Origin of the sequence: Planktothrix pseudagardhii (assembly GCF_904830925.1) — a bacterium.
Classification (GTDB): Bacteria; Cyanobacteriota; Cyanobacteriia; order Cyanobacteriales; family Microcoleaceae; genus Planktothrix; species Planktothrix tepida.
The window spans coordinates 4,573,215-4,589,130 of record NZ_LR882967.1 but is presented as its reverse complement, the minus strand read 5'-3'; the positions used below and the strand labels follow the sequence as shown (position 1 = coordinate 4,589,130).

The window sequence follows — 15,916 nt, the reverse complement described above, 5'->3', positions numbered from 1 at the left end:
TTACTAATTTATCCTCCACTCATTTTAGCTTTATATCCTAATTTTATCAGAAATTCTAACACTTTTTGACGGTGATCTCCTTGAATTTCAATCGTATTTTCTTTAACCGTTCCCCCTGCTCCGCATTGGGTTTTTAACTGTTTAACTAACCCTTCTAATGTTTCCGGTTTCGTTTGAAATCCACTAATCACCGTCACGGTTTTTCCCTTCCGCCCTGAACGAGTGGCTTGAACTTTCAAGTTTTGTTGATTAGGGGGAAGTTCAGGAAGGGCACGTTCTAAAGCCGGGGAGTTTGCAGATTCCCCAAACTCTGAATAAACTATCCGGTTTTTACTAGAGTTTGTTTGATCTTGAGAGTGACGTTTTGAGGGAGCCATAAGCCGTAAAAAATAATAGTTTAGCCTGATGAAAAAGGGAAAAACCGAAAAATAGTTTTTTCCCCTTTGTTATAAAATTAAATCGTTAATGGTTAATATTTTTGAGATCCTGTGAAGATTCCCATAAAATTGCCCCTTGCTGTTTCAGTGAACTGACTAAATCCAAAGCCATATTAATCGCATCTGAAAAATTAGCATTTTCAACAATAGCATCCGTCAGGTTAGCTTCTTTTAAATTAACCCCTTTGAGAGTGCTATGACTTAAATTGGCTTCCACTAAATCCGCTTTTAATAAAGTTGCTCGACTGAGATCAGCATAACTCAAATTAGCCAAGGATAAAGTCGCCCCACTCAAGTCCGCCCCACTTAAGTCCGCTCCACTCAAGTCCGCGCCCGTTAAATCAGCCCGTGTCAAGTTGGCCCCACTGAGATTAGCACCACTTAAATTGGCACAATAGAGGTTAGCACCAATGAGATTGGCGTTGTACAAACTCACCCCAATCAAATTAGCGCGAAATAAATTAGCCCGAAACAGGTTACATCGAAATAAACTCGACCCACTCAGGTCAGCATTATTAAAATCTGCCCGAAACAAGTCTGTATCTCGAAAATCCCGCTTTCCAACTGCATAAGCCATCAAAAGTTCTTCCGCCGTCATATTCCATCTTCCCAAGTCTAGGATCTTCCCCATTGTCACAAACCCAAAAGCCAAAATTGGCAAATCAGAATTAAGAATTAAGAATTTTAACGATCAACAGTCAACAGTCAACAGTCAAGAGCCAACAGCTAATGGCCAACCATCTGAAGAATTTCATCCAACCGCGTTACAACTCCCTCAAATCAATGTTAATCTCTGAAAAGGCGGTAAATTAGTGTTTTGTCGGAGTCAGCAAATTCCAGAGGATGCAAGCCCCTGAATTCATTGGTGGGGATAAGTCTTAAAGGAATTGATTCACTCCCCATAATCGACTGGCAAAGCCAATGGAGAACCGAGACACAGAATTTCACTGCGGGTTGAGGGCTATTAGCAGGTTTAGACTTGCCAACTGCTGATGAGGTTGTGCTAGAACTGCCATCAGCCTTAATATTTGCAGACTTGCTCACATAATTCAGGAGGTTCACATCAGATGAATAAAGAACAACTCGTTCAAGCAACCGCTATTAAAGCGGGTGTCACTAAAAAGCAAGCTGATTTAATCATTTCAGCCATTTGTGATTCTATTATGGAAGCCGTGGCCGATGGGGAAAAAGTGACCTTGGTGGGTTTTGGGTCATTTGAAGCCAGAGAACGCAAAGCTCGTGAAGGTCGTAACCCCAGCACTGGCGAACCGATGACCATTCCGGCGACAACGGTTCCTGTGTTCTCGGCGGGTAAAGCCTTCAAAGAGATGGTTTCAGGTCTTTCTGATGAAGTGGCTTAAACGCTCAACCTAATTTCCCTCATCCCAAGAGACAATATGCTCCTGTTGGTTTAACGTTTTTTGGCTATAGCAATTTTTCATGACTTTTCCCACGCTATACTCACCCTATTAGCGTGGGATTATTGTTGCAATGGGACTTCAACTTAATACTGTTATTCCTTGGGGTCGCAATTTTAACGAATATATGAGGATGTTTGATTTAACGTCTGTTGATTTGAAACTCTCGATTTTAGATTCTGCGTCTGGCCCAGCTAGTTTTAATGTTGAAATGACAAAACAGGGTTATTCTATTATTTCTTGTGACCCTCTTTATCAATTTTCGGCGGCTGATATTTCCCAACGCATTCAAGATACCTATAGAACGGTTATAGACGGAGTAAAAGCCAGTTCTCAGGATTATATTTGGGATTATATTTCTTCTCCTGAACAATTGGCAGAAATTAGAATGGCGGCGATGAAACAATTTTTAGCCGATTTTCCCATAGGAAAGCCACAAGGACGTTATCTCACCGCAGAATTACCCCAACTTCCTTTTAATTCTCAGCAATTTGATTTAGCATTATGTAGTCATTTTCTATTTACTTATTCGGATCATTTTTCAGAAGATTTTCATCTAAACGCTATTTTAGAGTTATGTCGAGTCGCTCAACAAGTCAGAATTTTCCCGTTATTAAAAGTATCAGGAGAACCCTCTCCTTTCCTGCAACCGATAATTCAAGAATTAGAAACAAAAGGCTATCTAACTACGATTAAAACCGTTAATTATGAATTCCAAAAAAACGGAAATCAAATGTTAAAAATAAAAAAATCCCCGTAGGGTGCGTAAGCCTAAGCGCACGCACCATATTCATAATTGATAATTGATAATTGATAATTCGTAATTCGTAATTCGTAATTCGTAATTAGAACCCTGATAGGGCGGGAAAACCCCGCCCCTACGGATTAAAATTCAATGGTTTGAGGCGCTCTGGGGAAGGGTATTACATCTCGAATATTACCCATCCCAGTCATAAATTGTACCACGCGATCAAATCCTAATCCGAATCCCGCATGGGGGACAGTTCCATATTTTCGTAATTCCAAATACCACCATAATTCCTCCGGGTTTATCCCTAACGTTTTCATGCGGTTTTCCAATAAATCCAACCGTTCTTCCCGTTGGGAACCTCCGACAATTTCGCCAATTTTAGGAGCTAAAACATCCATCGCTCTAACGGTTTTTCCATCCTCATTTAAGCGCATATAAAAGGCTTTAATATCTTTCGGATAGTCCGTAACAATTACAGGCTTTTTAAAGTATTCTTCTGCTAAATAACGTTCATGTTCCGATTGTAAATCCAAGCCCCAACTGACGGGATACTCAAATTTTTTATCGGCTTTTTCTAAAATAGCGATCGCTTCGGTATAAGTAATCCGTCCAAACTCATTATTAATAATATTATGAGCCGTTTCTAACACCGATTTATCAATGCGTTCGTTAAAAAATTCCATATCTTCAGGACATTGTTCTAACACGGATTTAAAGATATGTTTGAGAAAGGCTTCTGCTAAATCCATATCTCCTTCTAAATCACAGAACGCCATTTCCGGTTCAATCATCCAAAATTCAGCTAAATGGCGAGACGTATTAGAATTTTCTGCTCGAAATGTGGGGCCAAAAGTATAAACATTCCCAAACGCCATCGCCATAATTTCTGCTTCTAATTGCCCACTAACGGTTAAATAAGCAGGCTTTCCAAAGAAATCTTGACTATAATCAACCTGTTGAGATTCTGTTAAGGGAATATCCTTTAATTTAAAATTAGTCACACTAAACATTTCCCCCGCCCCTTCACAATCACTGGAGGTAATAATGGGAGTATGAACCCATAAAAAACCCCGTTCTTGGAAGAATTCATGCACCGCAGCAGCACAAGCATTTCTAACGCGAAAAACCGCCCCTAATGTATTCGTTCGCGCTCGTAAATGTCCGATGGTGCGTAAAAATTCAAAGGAATGACGTTTTTTTTGTAACGGATAGGTTTCTGCATCAGCATCCCCATAAATTTTAACGTCAGAGGCTTTTAATTCAATTCGTTGCCCCTTCGCCGGAGACTCTACTAATACCCCAGAAATTTGAACTGATGTACCCGTATTCAGTTGTTTTAAAATCGTTTCATAGTCGGATAAATCAGGATTTAATACCACTTGCAAATTGGCCAAAGCGGAACCATCATTAATTTCCACAAAGGTAAATTCTTTGAGTTCCCGTTTGGTTCTGACCCAACCTTGAACTGTGACCGTTTCGTTGGGTTGACCCGTCCTCAACAGTTGAATAATTCTATTTACTGTCATCGTATTTTATCCTTTTTTCAGTTATCAGTTATCAGTCATCAGTTATCAGTTATCAGTCAATCCTTAACTAAACCCATGTTCTGCTAAAAACTCTGGGGTAATCTCCTCTAAGGTGGAAATCGCTGGAATATTATTATAACTTTCAACAGAACTCAAATTTCCTTTGAGGTAACTTTGCAGAAATTTTCCCACATATTTTCCTAAAATATCCGCTTCAATATTTACCCAACTTCCGGGGTGTAAATAGCGTAAATTCGTTTCTTGATAACTATGGGGAATAACCGCCACTTGAAACCAACGACCCTCAAGATCACAATCGGAAATCGTTAAACTAATGCCATTGACGGCAATACTTCCTTTTGCAACAATATAAGGCGCAATTTGACGTTGCCAAAGGGTTGAAGCACTCCCAGGAGCAGAAAACCGCATTTCCCAAGAGGTTGCTGTGGGAATAACGGACTGGAGACACCCGACCCCATCGACATGACCTGTAACAAAGTGTCCCCCTAACTTACTTCCAGCCCGCAGGGACGTTTCTAAGTTAAAATAACCTTCTAAACTCTGTCCTAGTTTTGTCCGATTTAACGTTTCAGGAGACGCTGTTGCAATAAACCCTTTATTCCGAATGTCCACCACCGTTAGACAAACCCCATCCACTGCTACACTATCCCCGATGGCTAAATCCTTTAAAATTAAGTCTACATCCCCTAAAACGCAACTAATCTGGAACTGATCCTGTCCTAGTGGTTGAAGGGTTCCGAGAGCTTGAATAAGTCCTGTAAACATTTGATGGTTGACGGTTGACGGTTAACGGTTAACAGACCACAAAATCCTATGTCGATTCTGACAAAAATCAAGGCATACTGGAATGGAGGTGGTCTGGTGTGTCAAAAAGCTTAACCACTGAGTTTGTCGAGAGTATTTGATAGAGAGGCTAAGGCTAAACCAATGATTGAAATGAAAGTCGCTGGAATTGCACTCGACGCCGCTACACGCAGCCCTATTATTTTACTGCGGGATGCGGTTGAAAGACGTGCTTTACCAATTTATGTAGGTCAAGATCAAGCAAAGTCCATCCTCGGTGCTTTAGAAAATCACAAACCACCCCGCCCCTTAACCCATGATCTCTTTGTGAATCTTCTCGAAACTTGGGATATGACTCTGGAGAAGATTGTCATTCACTCCTTGCAAGATAGCACGTTTTATGCAGTATTAATTGTTCGTCAAGGGGAAATTAGAAAGGAAATTGATGCTCGTCCCAGTGATGCGATTTCTATTGCTTTACGCACCGATAGCCCCATTTGGGTGATGGAAGAAGTGATTGCAGATGCTTCCATTCCGGTAGATAGGGACGCCGATGAAGCTGAACGACGAGCGTTTCGAGACTTTGTATCTAACTTGAGTCCTTCGGATTTAATCAAACGTTCAGAACTGAATAAAACCGATGAAATGCAATAACAGGGATATGGGGGGTAGGGAAAGAGACAGCCAACAGTCAACAATCAAAAATTAACAATGCGTTATCGGCGGTTTGGCAAAACAAACCTAGATCTTTCTGTATTTTCCTTGGGTACAATGCGGTATTTAGCATCCCCAGAAAATGCCTATTTAACAATACAACGGGCTATTTCTCTGGGGATTAATCATATTGAAACGGCTCAAGGTTATGGTCAAAGTGAATCTTTTTTAGGGGAAGCTATATTAGCGGGTTTATCCATTGAGCGATCGCAACTTTATATTACGACTAAAATCTCCCCAACACCCAACCCAGATCAATTAGAACAGCAGATTGATCAATCTCTAAAACGTTTGAATTTAGATTACCTCGACTGTCTGGCTATTCATGGGATTAATACCACCGAACACCTCGAACAAACCCTGCAAGGATTATCGGGAGTTGAAAAAGCGATCTCAGATGGTCGAGTTCATTATTTAGGGTTTTCCACTCACGCTCCCCTTGAGGTGATTTTAGCAGCCATCAATACAGATTTATTTCAATTTGTCAATCTCCATTATTATTATTTTTTTCAACGAAATGCTCCCGCCATTGAGTTAGCCTTTGAAAAAGATATGGGGATTTTTATTATTTCTCCTGGGGATAAAGGCGGACAACTTTATACGCCTTCGGAAACCTTAAAAACCCTTTGTGATCCCATTTCTCCCTTAACCTTAACCTATCGATTTTTATTAAGTGATTCCCACATTACCACCTTAAGTTTAGGTGCTGCTACTCCCGATGAATTAGATGAACCTTTAAAAGTTGCTGATCAATACGGTCAATTAACTTTAGAAGAAATCGCTATTTTTCAACAATTAGAAACTCAAAAAATAGGAAAATTAGGAACCGATTTATGCAGTCAATGTTATCAATGTTTACCTTGTCCTGAACAGATTAATATACCTGAAGTGTTACGGTTAAGAAATTTAGCGGTTGCTTATGATATGACCGATTTTGGTAAATATCGTTATCGAATGTTTGAAAATGCAGGTCATTGGTTTCCCGGTCGTAAAGCTAATCGTTGTAATGACTGTGGCGACTGTTTACCTCGTTGTCCTGAACAATTAGACATTCCCACTTTATTAAGAGATACCCATGAACGTCTGAAGGGGACGGAAGGGAGAAGATTGTGGGAATAGGGAGAGGGGACAAGGGGACAAGGGGACAAGGGGACAAGGGGACAAGGGGACAAGGGGACAGGGGGATAAGGGGATAAGGGGATAAGGGGATAAGGGGATAAGGGGATAAGGGGATAAGGGGATAAGGGGACAGGGGGATAAGGGGATAAGGGGATAAGGGGATAAGGGGATAAGGGGATAAGGGGATAAGGGGATAAGGGGATAAGGGGATAAGGGGAGAGGGAGGGGAAATAATTAACGTTTAACTGCTGAGTCCTTCTTGAATCCTGCTATTATAGCAAGTCTAAATCAGTTGTGGAAATGTCTTAAAATTCAACTTATCGTAGGGTTGAGGCGCGCCTCAACCCTGGGATTTGTATCCATTTTTTAGGATTAATAATATTTATGATTAGGATTGTACAATCCATTTAGACTTGCTATATATATTATATTATTTTATTTTAATTTATGAATTCAATTAATAAACAGGCTAAAATTTTTATTGCTTTTATCTTGATTTTTAATAGTTTAATTGTTCCCGTGCGATCGCAAATATTACCCGTACCCGAAGAAGATTCTGTATCCCCTGACCTGAATAAACCGCCTAAACCCTGTTTTTCAGAAGATGCGGTTTTACCCTTTCCTCCTCTATCTCAAACTGAACCGAGTATTCCCAGTCTTTGGTTAGCACAACAACTTTATGGAGGTAAAGTTCTGCAAACTTGGTATATTGAAAATAGCGTTAAGCTGTTGTGTATTTAAACTGTGATTATAGCATTACCTTTGTTTTTAAGTTTACGTCCCCATTTAATAGATAACTGTCCTTCATTTAAAAGCTGATGTAATAAACACTCTAGCTCATCAACTGATTTAAAGAGTCGATGAGCTATATATTCTTTAGCTGAATGCCAGACTAATTCAATTAAATTATAATCTGGACTATATGCTGGAAGAAATTCTAAATAGACATTCGGCATTTCTGCTTTAATTTTTTCTAGGTACTCTTCTTTTTTGTGAAAACTTGCATTGTCAAGAATAATCAGGATCTTAGCTCCTTTTTCTACAAATTCTTCTGCTTGATTTCCCGCTAATACCCATTCATAAATTAGCTCTTGATAAAAACTTTTTAACACTTGATAAAAATTATCTGCATTTCCTTTATCCAGAAATTCTACAAATCTTTTTTTATCCGAGTACCTCAATCCTCCCATCACATTAACTCTTCCTTTCCTCCTGTCTCCTCTAATCTGTTTCCTCTTCCCTTTTTTACACCAATTCTTTCTTTTTATCACTCTTAAATTAAATCCACTTTCATCCCAAAACCATACCTGTAATTGTTCTGGACTTTCTTTTGCTATTTTCAAATATTCTTCTATTTTATCTTTAAATAATTTTCTTTTTTCTGGATCTCTTTTCTCTTCTAAGCTATACTTTGCCCACAAATAAACATACTTTTTTTCCTTTAATATCTTTCTCACTTGTGAACTACTTAATTTGATTCCTGTGATTTGTTCTAAATAAGTTGCCAATCTTTCTCCTGTCCATCTCCCAAATTCATATCCTAATTCTTCCGGTTCTTTTTCTACTGTTTCTAATAATATCTCTATATATTTGTCTGTGGCTTTTCTATAATTTCCTTTCATTCTTTCATCTTTTAGGCTTTCTAATTTGTCAGGGTCTCCATGTACACACCAATAACATACTTTGTTTAATGAGCAGCCCAAAAACTTGGCAATTTCACTTTGCTTTTTACCATCATTTAGCAATAATAAAATCAAGATTCTTTCTCGGATTTGTCCATTTTCTTCCTCTTTCAATCTTTTCTGTAGTTTCTCTACTTGCTTTTCATTTAAATGATTTTTAGCAGGCATCTTTTGATTGATTTTTCTAAACTTGGTTTTTCATTATACCCTATTTAGATGCTTAACAGCTTATTCAACTTTCACCTAATCTTTATTTAGATTCCCCGGTAACATTAGTTGTAGAGCGAGAAAATTGGAATGCAGAACGATATTTAGGACAATATGTATTTGTGAATCGATTTGCTAATGTAACTCGAAGTTATGGTTATAATTTACGAGTTTGTAATCTACAAGGAGATTTACTCGCCTATTATCATTGTGATTTCACAACCTCTCCTTTACGTTGTCAAGTTCAAATTCGGTCTACCGGTTTAACCAGACGAGATTTTAAATAATTAAGTTTTGGGGCGGGTTATGTTAGAGAATTTGTGACTTACAAATGTCTTTGATAAACCCACCCTCACGCTTAAAATAGAGTAGAAATTAAGCGGTTTCAAAGGATTCGATTTGTAAAACTGGGCCAATCATTGCTAAGGTCATCACATCATCTCGAACCTGACCTTGAACAGTAACTTTTAACCCTGCTTTTTGCAAATCTGAAGGAGGATTGTGCAGTTCATAGGTTTTGTTATCGCTGACTAATGCCCAGGTTCCAAAACCAAATCCTTTGCGTTCAATAGTGCCTGTTACTGTAATAGTCATACGGTTTTCACTTGAGTTTTAATGGCTAAACGAGCTAAACCAAAACATAACAAAGCATTGAGAATCAGGAACAGTTGAGCAGCCCAGCCTGTTCCTAATCCCCAAACAGCAGGAGACACTATCGCATTAATTCCTAAACAACTCGCGGTTCCAATCGTCAGTCCAATTGCAATCCACTTCCATTGGGGATGCCCAAGCAATAATACAATCAAAATGGCGGGAATCAGTACACTGGCAAAAATGGGATTTAATACAGCACTTCCTTGAATTACACCGCCTAATTCCGGTACAGAACTGCCCATAATTCGCATCGGCCATTGAGGTAAATCAAAGATATAGAAACCTCGCAGGAAAAATAAACCACTACTTCCCGCAATTAATCCTCCGGTTAATGACCAACCCCATTGGAAGGGGAAATAATTTCGCAGAAACCAAGCTAATAAATAGGAACCTAAAACCATCGCTAATTTAGGCAATAATGCCACAGCCCCACCATCAACCCAAAACCGAGGATTCAGATAGCCATTATCGCGTAACCACCGGAAGAAATCGCGGAAGGTAATTTGTCCTTTTAATGCCATTTGTACAGCATTAGTTGCATCTAAATGACCAGCCCCAAAATAATTTAAAGGGTCTTCTGAAACTTTACGGGCAGATTCTTTGAGAAGATTAACAACTTGGTCGGGTTCGATAACGCCACTGGCTTTAATTAATGCCGCTACCCCAGCGACGTGAGGCGCCGCCATACTGGTTCCTTGAAAAGCTGCAAATACAGCTTCACCTGTGGTCGGGTCAATCGTATTTTGTAAGATTCCTCCGACTTCATTTTCTCCTTCAATTAATCCTCCGGGGGCGGCAATATCAACACCAGCCCCAAAGTTAGAATAGGGAGTTTTATTTCCAGCCGCATCTAAAGCAGCAACACCCAAAACTTTGGGATAACGGGCTGGATATCCGGCGGAATTTTGCCCTGCATTTCCCGCAGCACCAACAATTACAATTCTTTTAGCATAGGCATAATCAATGGCTTCTTGCATTAACCCACTTTCGCCACTTCCACCTAAGCTTAAATTAATGACATCAGCGCCATGGTCAGCCGCAAATTTAATCGCTTCTGCAATATCAGAAATGGTTCCGCCTCCTCCTGCACTTAAGACTTTTAAGGGCATAATTTTGGCTTTGTAAGCAATTCCAGTTACGCCATAATTATTATTAGTAGATTGGGCAATGGTTCCCGCTACATGGGTTCCATGTCCGTTATCATCAAAGGCTTCTATTTTATCGTTTACAAAATCATAGCCTTCCACAAATTGGGTTTGTTCTAAATCAGGAACCCGACTGACTCCGGTATCAATAACGGCAACGGTAATTCCTTCTCCTTGGGTTTCATTCCAAGCCCCTTCAATATTAATACTGCGAAAATTCCATTGTTGACCGTATAATGGATCATTAGGAATGGTATTGGCTGTATGATAAATAATCGCGGCTTGGGCACTTTTACCTGGAATTTCATCAGCCCGATAAATGTAGTTGGGTTCTATAAATTCCGTTTGCTTTCCTAGGGATTTTCTCAAGGATTTCAGTAGTTTTTCATCCCCGCGAACAACATAAACGTGATCTTCCTTGGAAAATTCACTATTGAGATAGGGAACAATTTGATATTGTTCAGCGAGTGACCGCACTTGGTTGGCAATTTGTTCTTCTCCTAAAGATTCTCGAAAGTCAAGGACAATGCTGTCATAACTACCTTGATTAGCTAGACCGGAAAAGTTAGAAATTGCCCAGCCTAAGCCAATTAAAAATAAGCAGAAGAGGAAAAATTTTTTCATCGTTTTTCAACGCTTGGGGTTGATGAGAGGTTGGTACTTTCCAGAAACCGGGTTTGGTGAAACTAAATCTTGTGGACAACCGACAAAGGGAAGAAACCCGGTTTCTTGGGTGCTGTTCCCTGTTATACAATCGTGTTTCTATTCTATCTACTGTTCTCAAAATAAAGGATCATAGAAAATAAATTTATACGGAGTAAAAATTGCAATGGAACGCGGTTTATTGTGGCTTCCCCTACTGGCGGTGTTTATGGGTTTAGCGTGGTCGGGTTGGAATGAATACCAAAAACTTGAAGCTTATCAAGCTTGGGCGACCAATTTTGATAAAGCTAAATATGATATTTATGCAGTCTTGGGGTTAAAGGAAGCAGACTTAACCTGGGGAAAACCCACCCGCAAAGGGCCAATTAATTTACAAACCTTTTCCCTCAACGAGGTAGCGTCTCTAGGATTATTCGTGGATAATCAAGCTATTGACCCCAATATTCCCCCGGAGAAAGGAAAAGCGATTGCCTTAGAATTTAGATTCAAAAATTCTGCTAAAATTGTCCAAATTCCTTTTACTGAAATTTCTCTGGCTGTCCGGTGGTATAACTATCTTCAATCCTTGATGCAATAAACCTTATAGAACTTCTGGCTTCTCGGTCTGTGTAAAAAGCGTATACTAGGGTGAATAGCGGTTATTTTCCTCAAGATAGAGGAAATAATGGGTTATTTTTTACCTTCTGTCTAACTGAACCTATGAATTTAAAACGATTTCCTAAAGTTTTAATTGCCTTAACTTTGGCAATGTCGTTATTTGTATCCGCTTGTGCTGGAACAACTTCCGCGCCACCACAGGGGAATCAATCTGTTAGTAGTCCCGCGCAACCTGCTGTTGCACAGAAACCCGTTTCGGGGGGAAGTTTTAATAAATTTTTCCCGAAAAGTGAAGATGAGTATAAAGTGGTTTTTGCTCAAGAAAAAACGGGTTTTGCTGAAGCCAAATTGAATAAAGATGGGCAAAATGTGGCAATGCTTTCGATTAATGATATTGCTAATAGTCCTAGCGCGGCTACAAAATTTAAAAGCAGCAGCAAAACCATTGATGGCTTTCCGGCGGTGACTCAAGGCACAAATATCACTGCTATTTTAGTCTCTAACCGCTATCAAGTTAAAGTTCAATCTCGTTCAGCCTCCTTTGATGCTGGTGACCGAGAAGAATGGATTGAAAAATTTGATTTAAGTGGATTATCCCGACTAAAATAATATCGATAAATTCGATCTTGATGATTTTTTACAATAGTTTTTGAGGAGAAGGATTGTGAGCAAAACGATTACTCAATTAGTGGATGAATTACCCACAGGTGGCGTTACCGTCATGGTTTTACGCGGGTTAGACTTTGTAATTCCCGGTCAATGGAATAATTTAGTTGGGTTTGAAAATAGCGTTCGCACGATTACAGGAGAAAATGATCCTGCCCTGATTCAACAAATTAGTGAACGGGCGTTATGGCTGTATAATGATAAAAGTGAAGGCTATCAAAAAGCGTTGTGGTTATATCAAACCATTGATAGTGCTGGAACCGCTTTAGGAACAGCAGCGTTAGCCAATAAAATTGGAGAAAATATTAGCTTTTTAGGATTTTTAAATCATTTAACTCCTAAAGCCAATAAAGCCCAAGCCATTGATTTATCCTTGAAATTAGTGGCAGAATTAGTAGGATTTTGTTTAATTAATGGAATTCCAGGTGATAGTATTGGGGATTTCGTGGGTTCATTAGCAGATTATAGCGGCGAATCCTTAATGCGGATGACTGCATTAGTTTGTTTAGATGGTTTAATTCCTTTAGGGCCAGATTTTATTAGTTCAGCGTTATCTACTATTCAAGGATTAACACCCAAAGAATTAGAGCAAAATGAAGGGTTTAAAAAAATTCAAGATGTGATTCCGGGTAATAGTTCTCAACAGAAACTCAACTTGATTCAACAGAGTTTTGGTTCCGTCACGGGTTGGATGGGGGATTTTGTTTCCCAACATAATTTAACCCCTGAAAAAGTGGTTAAAAATCTGCAAGGGTTTGTTGATATTACCAATGATAAGTTAGATTATGTCGCTGCATTTTTGGACATGACCACTAACTATTATACCCATACGGGAACTCAAACCTTAGCCCGTCGTTTAATTGAACGAGCCGTCGCAGAAATTTAATCCGCGATGGAGTAAAAATTTAGGGGTAGGGTTTTCCCACCCCTGCATTGTGATCTGTGATCCGTTAAAATATTTTCAATATTGCCGTGAATTGTTGTTGACATTAACAGAAGGAAGTCTCTATGTCTGAGGAAACAAAACCCAAGGCTGAAACCACCGCCCCAGAAACAGAAGCGAAAAAACCTGCCGAGAAGAAACCCAAAGCACCTGCTTTAGAAGATAAACCCTTTCCAGAGTTTATCCAACAAGACTATATTCCCGCCTTACAAAAAGCATTAAATAGTCAAGGCGTTGAGGATTTAGACCTGAAATTTGCTAAAGAAAAATTGCCTTCGGGGTTAGGAATTAATAAAGATTGTTGGCAAGTAGTTGGTAAATGGCAAGCGGGAAAGCGACAGTTTAATCTCTATTTTCCTAATGAAGATATCAAATCTCAAAAGCTATTTACCTGTGCTTTAAATGGGAATAAACCCTCTACGATTGAATCATTTTTAGTCGATGAACGAAAGATTACCCTCGATTTATTAGTGTTTGGAGTTGTTCAACGTCTGAATGCACAAAAATGGTTAACTCGTAACTAATTCTAATTTTAATCCTAGTTTGTTGGGTTGAGGCGAAACCCAACCCTGTATCAATCACCCCATTTGTCCTAGAGGTTTTATGGTAGAAAAAATCAAAAAAACGGATGCTGAATGGAAACAACAATTAACCGATGAACAGTTCCATGTAACTCGGAAAAAAGGCACGGAACGCGCATTTACTGGAAAATACCATAATAATAAAGAAAAGGGTATTTATAAATGCGTTTGTTGTGGCACAGAGTTATTTAGTTCTGAGACAAAATTTGATTCAGGAACCGGATGGCCGAGTTTTTGGCAACCGCTCAAAGAAGATAATATTAGTTTAAAAAGTGATGTTAGTTTCTTCATGCGTCGAACTGAAGTTCTTTGTGCGGCTTGTGATGCCCATTTAGGTCATGTTTTTGAGGATGGGCCTAAACCTACTGGACAACGTTATTGTATGAATTCTGCGGCGTTAGATTTCGAGAAATCTGAAGATTAACCTCACCCCTTTCCCAAGCGGAAACTTGGTTAAAACAGGAAGATATGTGCAGACAATTGGTAAATGGGCATCAATCCAATAATAAATCCAATCTAGCCTATCTTAACTTTATAAATTTTGATGTTGTTTGCACAACTTAACCCCTACTTAGAAACCTTTGATCACATGAAAGCATTTGTCGCGGGTGCAACGGGAGAAACAGGACGGCGGATTGTCGCTGAATTAGTCAAGCGGGAAATTCCCGTAAAGGCTTTGGTTCGGGATATCGAAACGGCGCAACAAATTTTACCCCCAACGGTTGAACTGGTGACGGGAGATGTCTTAAAACCTGACACTTTAGCCACAGCCATCCGTGATTGTACGGTTGTGTTGTGTGCCACAGGTGCAAGACCCAGTTTTGATCCCACCGGGCCCTATCAAGTCGATTATCAAGGAACCCAAAATTTAGTTGATGTCGCCAAAGCTCAGGGAATTGAACACTTTGTTTTAGTGACTTCTCTATGTGTTTCCCAATTTTTTCACCCATTAAATTTATTTTGGTTAATTTTGGTGTGGAAAAAACAAGCAGAGGAATATCTGCAAAAAAGCGGTTTAACCTATACGATTGTGCGTCCAGGGGGTTTAAAAAATGAGGATAATAATAACAACGTTGTGATGCAGTCCGCCGATACATTATTTGAGGGGAGTATTCCCCGAACTAAAGTGGCTCAAGTTTGTGTAGAAGCCTTATTTTCGGATAATTCTCGAAATAAAATTGTTGAAATTGTAGCAAATTCAGAGGCGGCTCCAAAACCTTTTGAACAATTGTTTGCTAGTGTATTGAACTAATGAGAATCTCTCGAAGAAAAGACCAACTTCGTCGTCGAAAGCGACTATTTTGGAGTGTTTTGCTTTTGTTTAGTTTAACCTTTATTGGGGTGAGAAGTTGTCAAGGAAAATCTGAATTTCACCCCTTAATTGATCAACAGGTGGAAGAACAATGGCCACCGTTAGTGATGCGCGGTGGTGACCCCTATATTCGCGCGTTGATGCGAACAATTTCCGCCAGTGAATCCAGTTACTCTGACCCCTATTATGTTTTATATGGGGGCAAATATGTCTGGGATTTGCATCGCCATCCCGATGAGTGTATTAAGATTGTAACAGGCCCGAATAAAGGCAAATGTAGCACCGCAGCCGGACGCTATCAAATGTTAAAAACAACTTGGGATGAAAAAGCCGAACACTACCATCCTAAACCTGCTCAATTTTGGTTTTGGCTTCCCTATAGTTTTGAACCCCAATATCAAGATACAGTCGTTTATCGTTGGTTATTAGATGATAAATTCTGGGGAGTCAATATTTCTCAATTATTGCGCGAAGATAGACTCGATGAAGTGTTGAAATTATTATCAGGAACCTGGACAAGTTTAGGCTATGGAATTGAAGATAACATGATTACCAGTGACCTACCCGAAATTTATAATAAAATCTTACAAAATGAACTCAATCACGAAAATGGAGAATTGTGGGTTAATCAAGATTCTCCTTAACAACATCTAAAGTATGAGAGCCTTTTGCTATAATTGTAGGGTGGGCTATGCCC

20 protein-coding genes are annotated in these 15,916 nt (G+C 39.3%); 13 read left to right on the top strand and 7 right to left on the bottom strand.

The features are described 5' to 3' along the window. Positions 1 to 8: 8 nt before the first annotated feature. Together NMK36_RS19670 and NMK36_RS19665 are read right to left on the bottom strand one after the other, a co-directional pair. Positions 9 to 377: a translation initiation factor gene (locus NMK36_RS19670; RefSeq protein ID WP_072719868.1), complete on the bottom strand. Its 369-nt coding sequence runs from the start codon at positions 375 to 377 to the stop codon at positions 9 to 11. A gap of 85 nt (positions 378 to 462) precedes the next feature. Beyond that, on the bottom strand, positions 463 to 1,035 hold the full coding sequence (locus tag NMK36_RS19665; RefSeq protein ID WP_072719867.1) for a pentapeptide repeat-containing protein: 573 nt from the start codon (positions 1,033 to 1,035) through the stop codon (positions 463 to 465). A gap of 469 nt (positions 1,036 to 1,504) precedes the next feature. On the opposite strand from NMK36_RS19665, the gene NMK36_RS19660 reads away from it, so the two are divergent. Together NMK36_RS19660 and NMK36_RS19655 are read left to right on the top strand one after the other, a co-directional pair. Continuing rightward, entirely contained in the window at positions 1,505 to 1,798 is a 294-nt protein-coding gene (locus NMK36_RS19660) for an HU family DNA-binding protein (RefSeq protein ID WP_072719866.1), read from the top strand. A gap of 130 nt (positions 1,799 to 1,928) precedes the next feature. Then, on the top strand, positions 1,929 to 2,615 hold the full coding sequence (locus NMK36_RS19655; RefSeq protein WP_254174465.1) for a class I SAM-dependent methyltransferase: 687 nt from the start codon (positions 1,929 to 1,931) through the stop codon (positions 2,613 to 2,615). A 125-nt stretch (positions 2,616 to 2,740) separates the two neighbouring features. On the opposite strand, the gene asnS is transcribed toward NMK36_RS19655, so the two are convergent. Further along, entirely contained in the window at positions 2,741 to 4,132 is a 1,392-nt protein-coding gene (gene asnS / locus NMK36_RS19650) for an asparagine--tRNA ligase (protein WP_254174464.1), read from the bottom strand. 63 nt (positions 4,133 to 4,195) lie between these two features. Then, positions 4,196 to 4,918, bottom strand: a complete 723-nt coding sequence (gene ribE / locus NMK36_RS19645) for a riboflavin synthase (protein WP_072719863.1) — start codon at positions 4,916 to 4,918, stop codon at positions 4,196 to 4,198. A 162-nt stretch (positions 4,919 to 5,080) separates the two neighbouring features. On the opposite strand from ribE, the gene NMK36_RS19640 reads away from it, so the two are divergent. The 3 genes from NMK36_RS19640 (at position 5,081) to NMK36_RS19630 (ending at position 7,510) form a co-directional block, all read left to right on the top strand. Then, positions 5,081 to 5,590 (top strand): bifunctional nuclease family protein, encoded by a 510-nt coding sequence (locus tag NMK36_RS19640; RefSeq protein ID WP_072719862.1) that lies wholly within the window; start codon positions 5,081 to 5,083, stop codon positions 5,588 to 5,590. Positions 5,591 to 5,647: 57 nt separating this feature from the next. Continuing rightward, the gene (locus NMK36_RS19635; RefSeq protein ID WP_254174463.1) at positions 5,648 to 6,769 is read left to right on the top strand and encodes an aldo/keto reductase; all 1,122 of its coding nucleotides are present in this window, start codon (positions 5,648 to 5,650) and stop codon (positions 6,767 to 6,769) included. 447 nt (positions 6,770 to 7,216) lie between these two features. Further along, complete coding sequence (locus tag NMK36_RS19630; RefSeq protein WP_254174462.1) at positions 7,217 to 7,510, top strand: hypothetical protein; 294 nt, start codon at positions 7,217 to 7,219, stop codon at positions 7,508 to 7,510. On the opposite strand, the gene NMK36_RS19625 is transcribed toward NMK36_RS19630, so the two are convergent. After that, positions 7,507 to 8,619 (bottom strand): IS630 family transposase, encoded by a 1,113-nt coding sequence (locus NMK36_RS19625; protein WP_254172743.1) that lies wholly within the window; start codon positions 8,617 to 8,619, stop codon positions 7,507 to 7,509. The two genes, NMK36_RS19630 and NMK36_RS19625, sit on opposite strands and share 4 nt — an antisense overlap. A 161-nt stretch (positions 8,620 to 8,780) precedes the next feature. Between NMK36_RS19625 and NMK36_RS19620 the strand changes: the two genes are divergently transcribed. Then, on the top strand, positions 8,781 to 8,945 hold the full coding sequence (locus tag NMK36_RS19620) for a hypothetical protein (protein ID WP_254174461.1): 165 nt from the start codon (positions 8,781 to 8,783) through the stop codon (positions 8,943 to 8,945). Positions 8,946 to 9,033: 88 nt separating this feature from the next. Here NMK36_RS19620 and NMK36_RS19615 read toward each other — a convergent pair whose 3' ends face one another. Both NMK36_RS19615 and NMK36_RS19610 read right to left on the bottom strand, forming a co-directional pair. Further along, positions 9,034 to 9,252: a hypothetical protein gene (locus tag NMK36_RS19615; RefSeq protein WP_072719860.1), complete on the bottom strand. Its 219-nt coding sequence runs from the start codon at positions 9,250 to 9,252 to the stop codon at positions 9,034 to 9,036. Beyond that, the gene (locus tag NMK36_RS19610) at positions 9,249 to 11,081 is read right to left on the bottom strand and encodes a S8 family peptidase (protein WP_254174460.1); all 1,833 of its coding nucleotides are present in this window, start codon (positions 11,079 to 11,081) and stop codon (positions 9,249 to 9,251) included. The genes NMK36_RS19615 and NMK36_RS19610 overlap by 4 nt, the downstream gene beginning before the upstream one ends. A gap of 205 nt (positions 11,082 to 11,286) precedes the next feature. Here NMK36_RS19610 and NMK36_RS19605 point away from each other — a divergent pair, with 205 nt between their 5' ends. The 7 genes from NMK36_RS19605 (at position 11,287) to NMK36_RS19575 (ending at position 15,863) form a co-directional block, all read left to right on the top strand. Further along, positions 11,287 to 11,697 (top strand): hypothetical protein, encoded by a 411-nt coding sequence (locus tag NMK36_RS19605; RefSeq protein ID WP_072719858.1) that lies wholly within the window; start codon positions 11,287 to 11,289, stop codon positions 11,695 to 11,697. A 122-nt stretch (positions 11,698 to 11,819) separates the two neighbouring features. Next, the gene (locus NMK36_RS19600; RefSeq protein WP_072720087.1) at positions 11,820 to 12,326 is read left to right on the top strand and encodes a hypothetical protein; all 507 of its coding nucleotides are present in this window, start codon (positions 11,820 to 11,822) and stop codon (positions 12,324 to 12,326) included. A gap of 55 nt (positions 12,327 to 12,381) precedes the next feature. Then, positions 12,382 to 13,269 (top strand): hypothetical protein, encoded by an 888-nt coding sequence (locus NMK36_RS19595; RefSeq protein ID WP_072719857.1) that lies wholly within the window; start codon positions 12,382 to 12,384, stop codon positions 13,267 to 13,269. 122 nt (positions 13,270 to 13,391) lie between these two features. Then, positions 13,392 to 13,850 (top strand): DUF2996 domain-containing protein, encoded by a 459-nt coding sequence (locus tag NMK36_RS19590; protein WP_254174459.1) that lies wholly within the window; start codon positions 13,392 to 13,394, stop codon positions 13,848 to 13,850. A gap of 79 nt (positions 13,851 to 13,929) precedes the next feature. Further along, positions 13,930 to 14,331 (top strand): peptide-methionine (R)-S-oxide reductase MsrB, encoded by a 402-nt coding sequence (gene msrB / locus NMK36_RS19585; protein ID WP_072719855.1) that lies wholly within the window; start codon positions 13,930 to 13,932, stop codon positions 14,329 to 14,331. 165 nt (positions 14,332 to 14,496) lie between these two features. Continuing rightward, positions 14,497 to 15,159 (top strand): NAD(P)H-binding protein, encoded by a 663-nt coding sequence (locus NMK36_RS19580; protein WP_254175205.1) that lies wholly within the window; start codon positions 14,497 to 14,499, stop codon positions 15,157 to 15,159. Next, on the top strand, positions 15,159 to 15,863 hold the full coding sequence (locus NMK36_RS19575) for a glycoside hydrolase family 24 protein (RefSeq protein WP_254174458.1): 705 nt from the start codon (positions 15,159 to 15,161) through the stop codon (positions 15,861 to 15,863). The genes NMK36_RS19580 and NMK36_RS19575 overlap by 1 nt, the downstream gene beginning before the upstream one ends. Positions 15,864 to 15,916 lie beyond the last annotated feature (53 nt).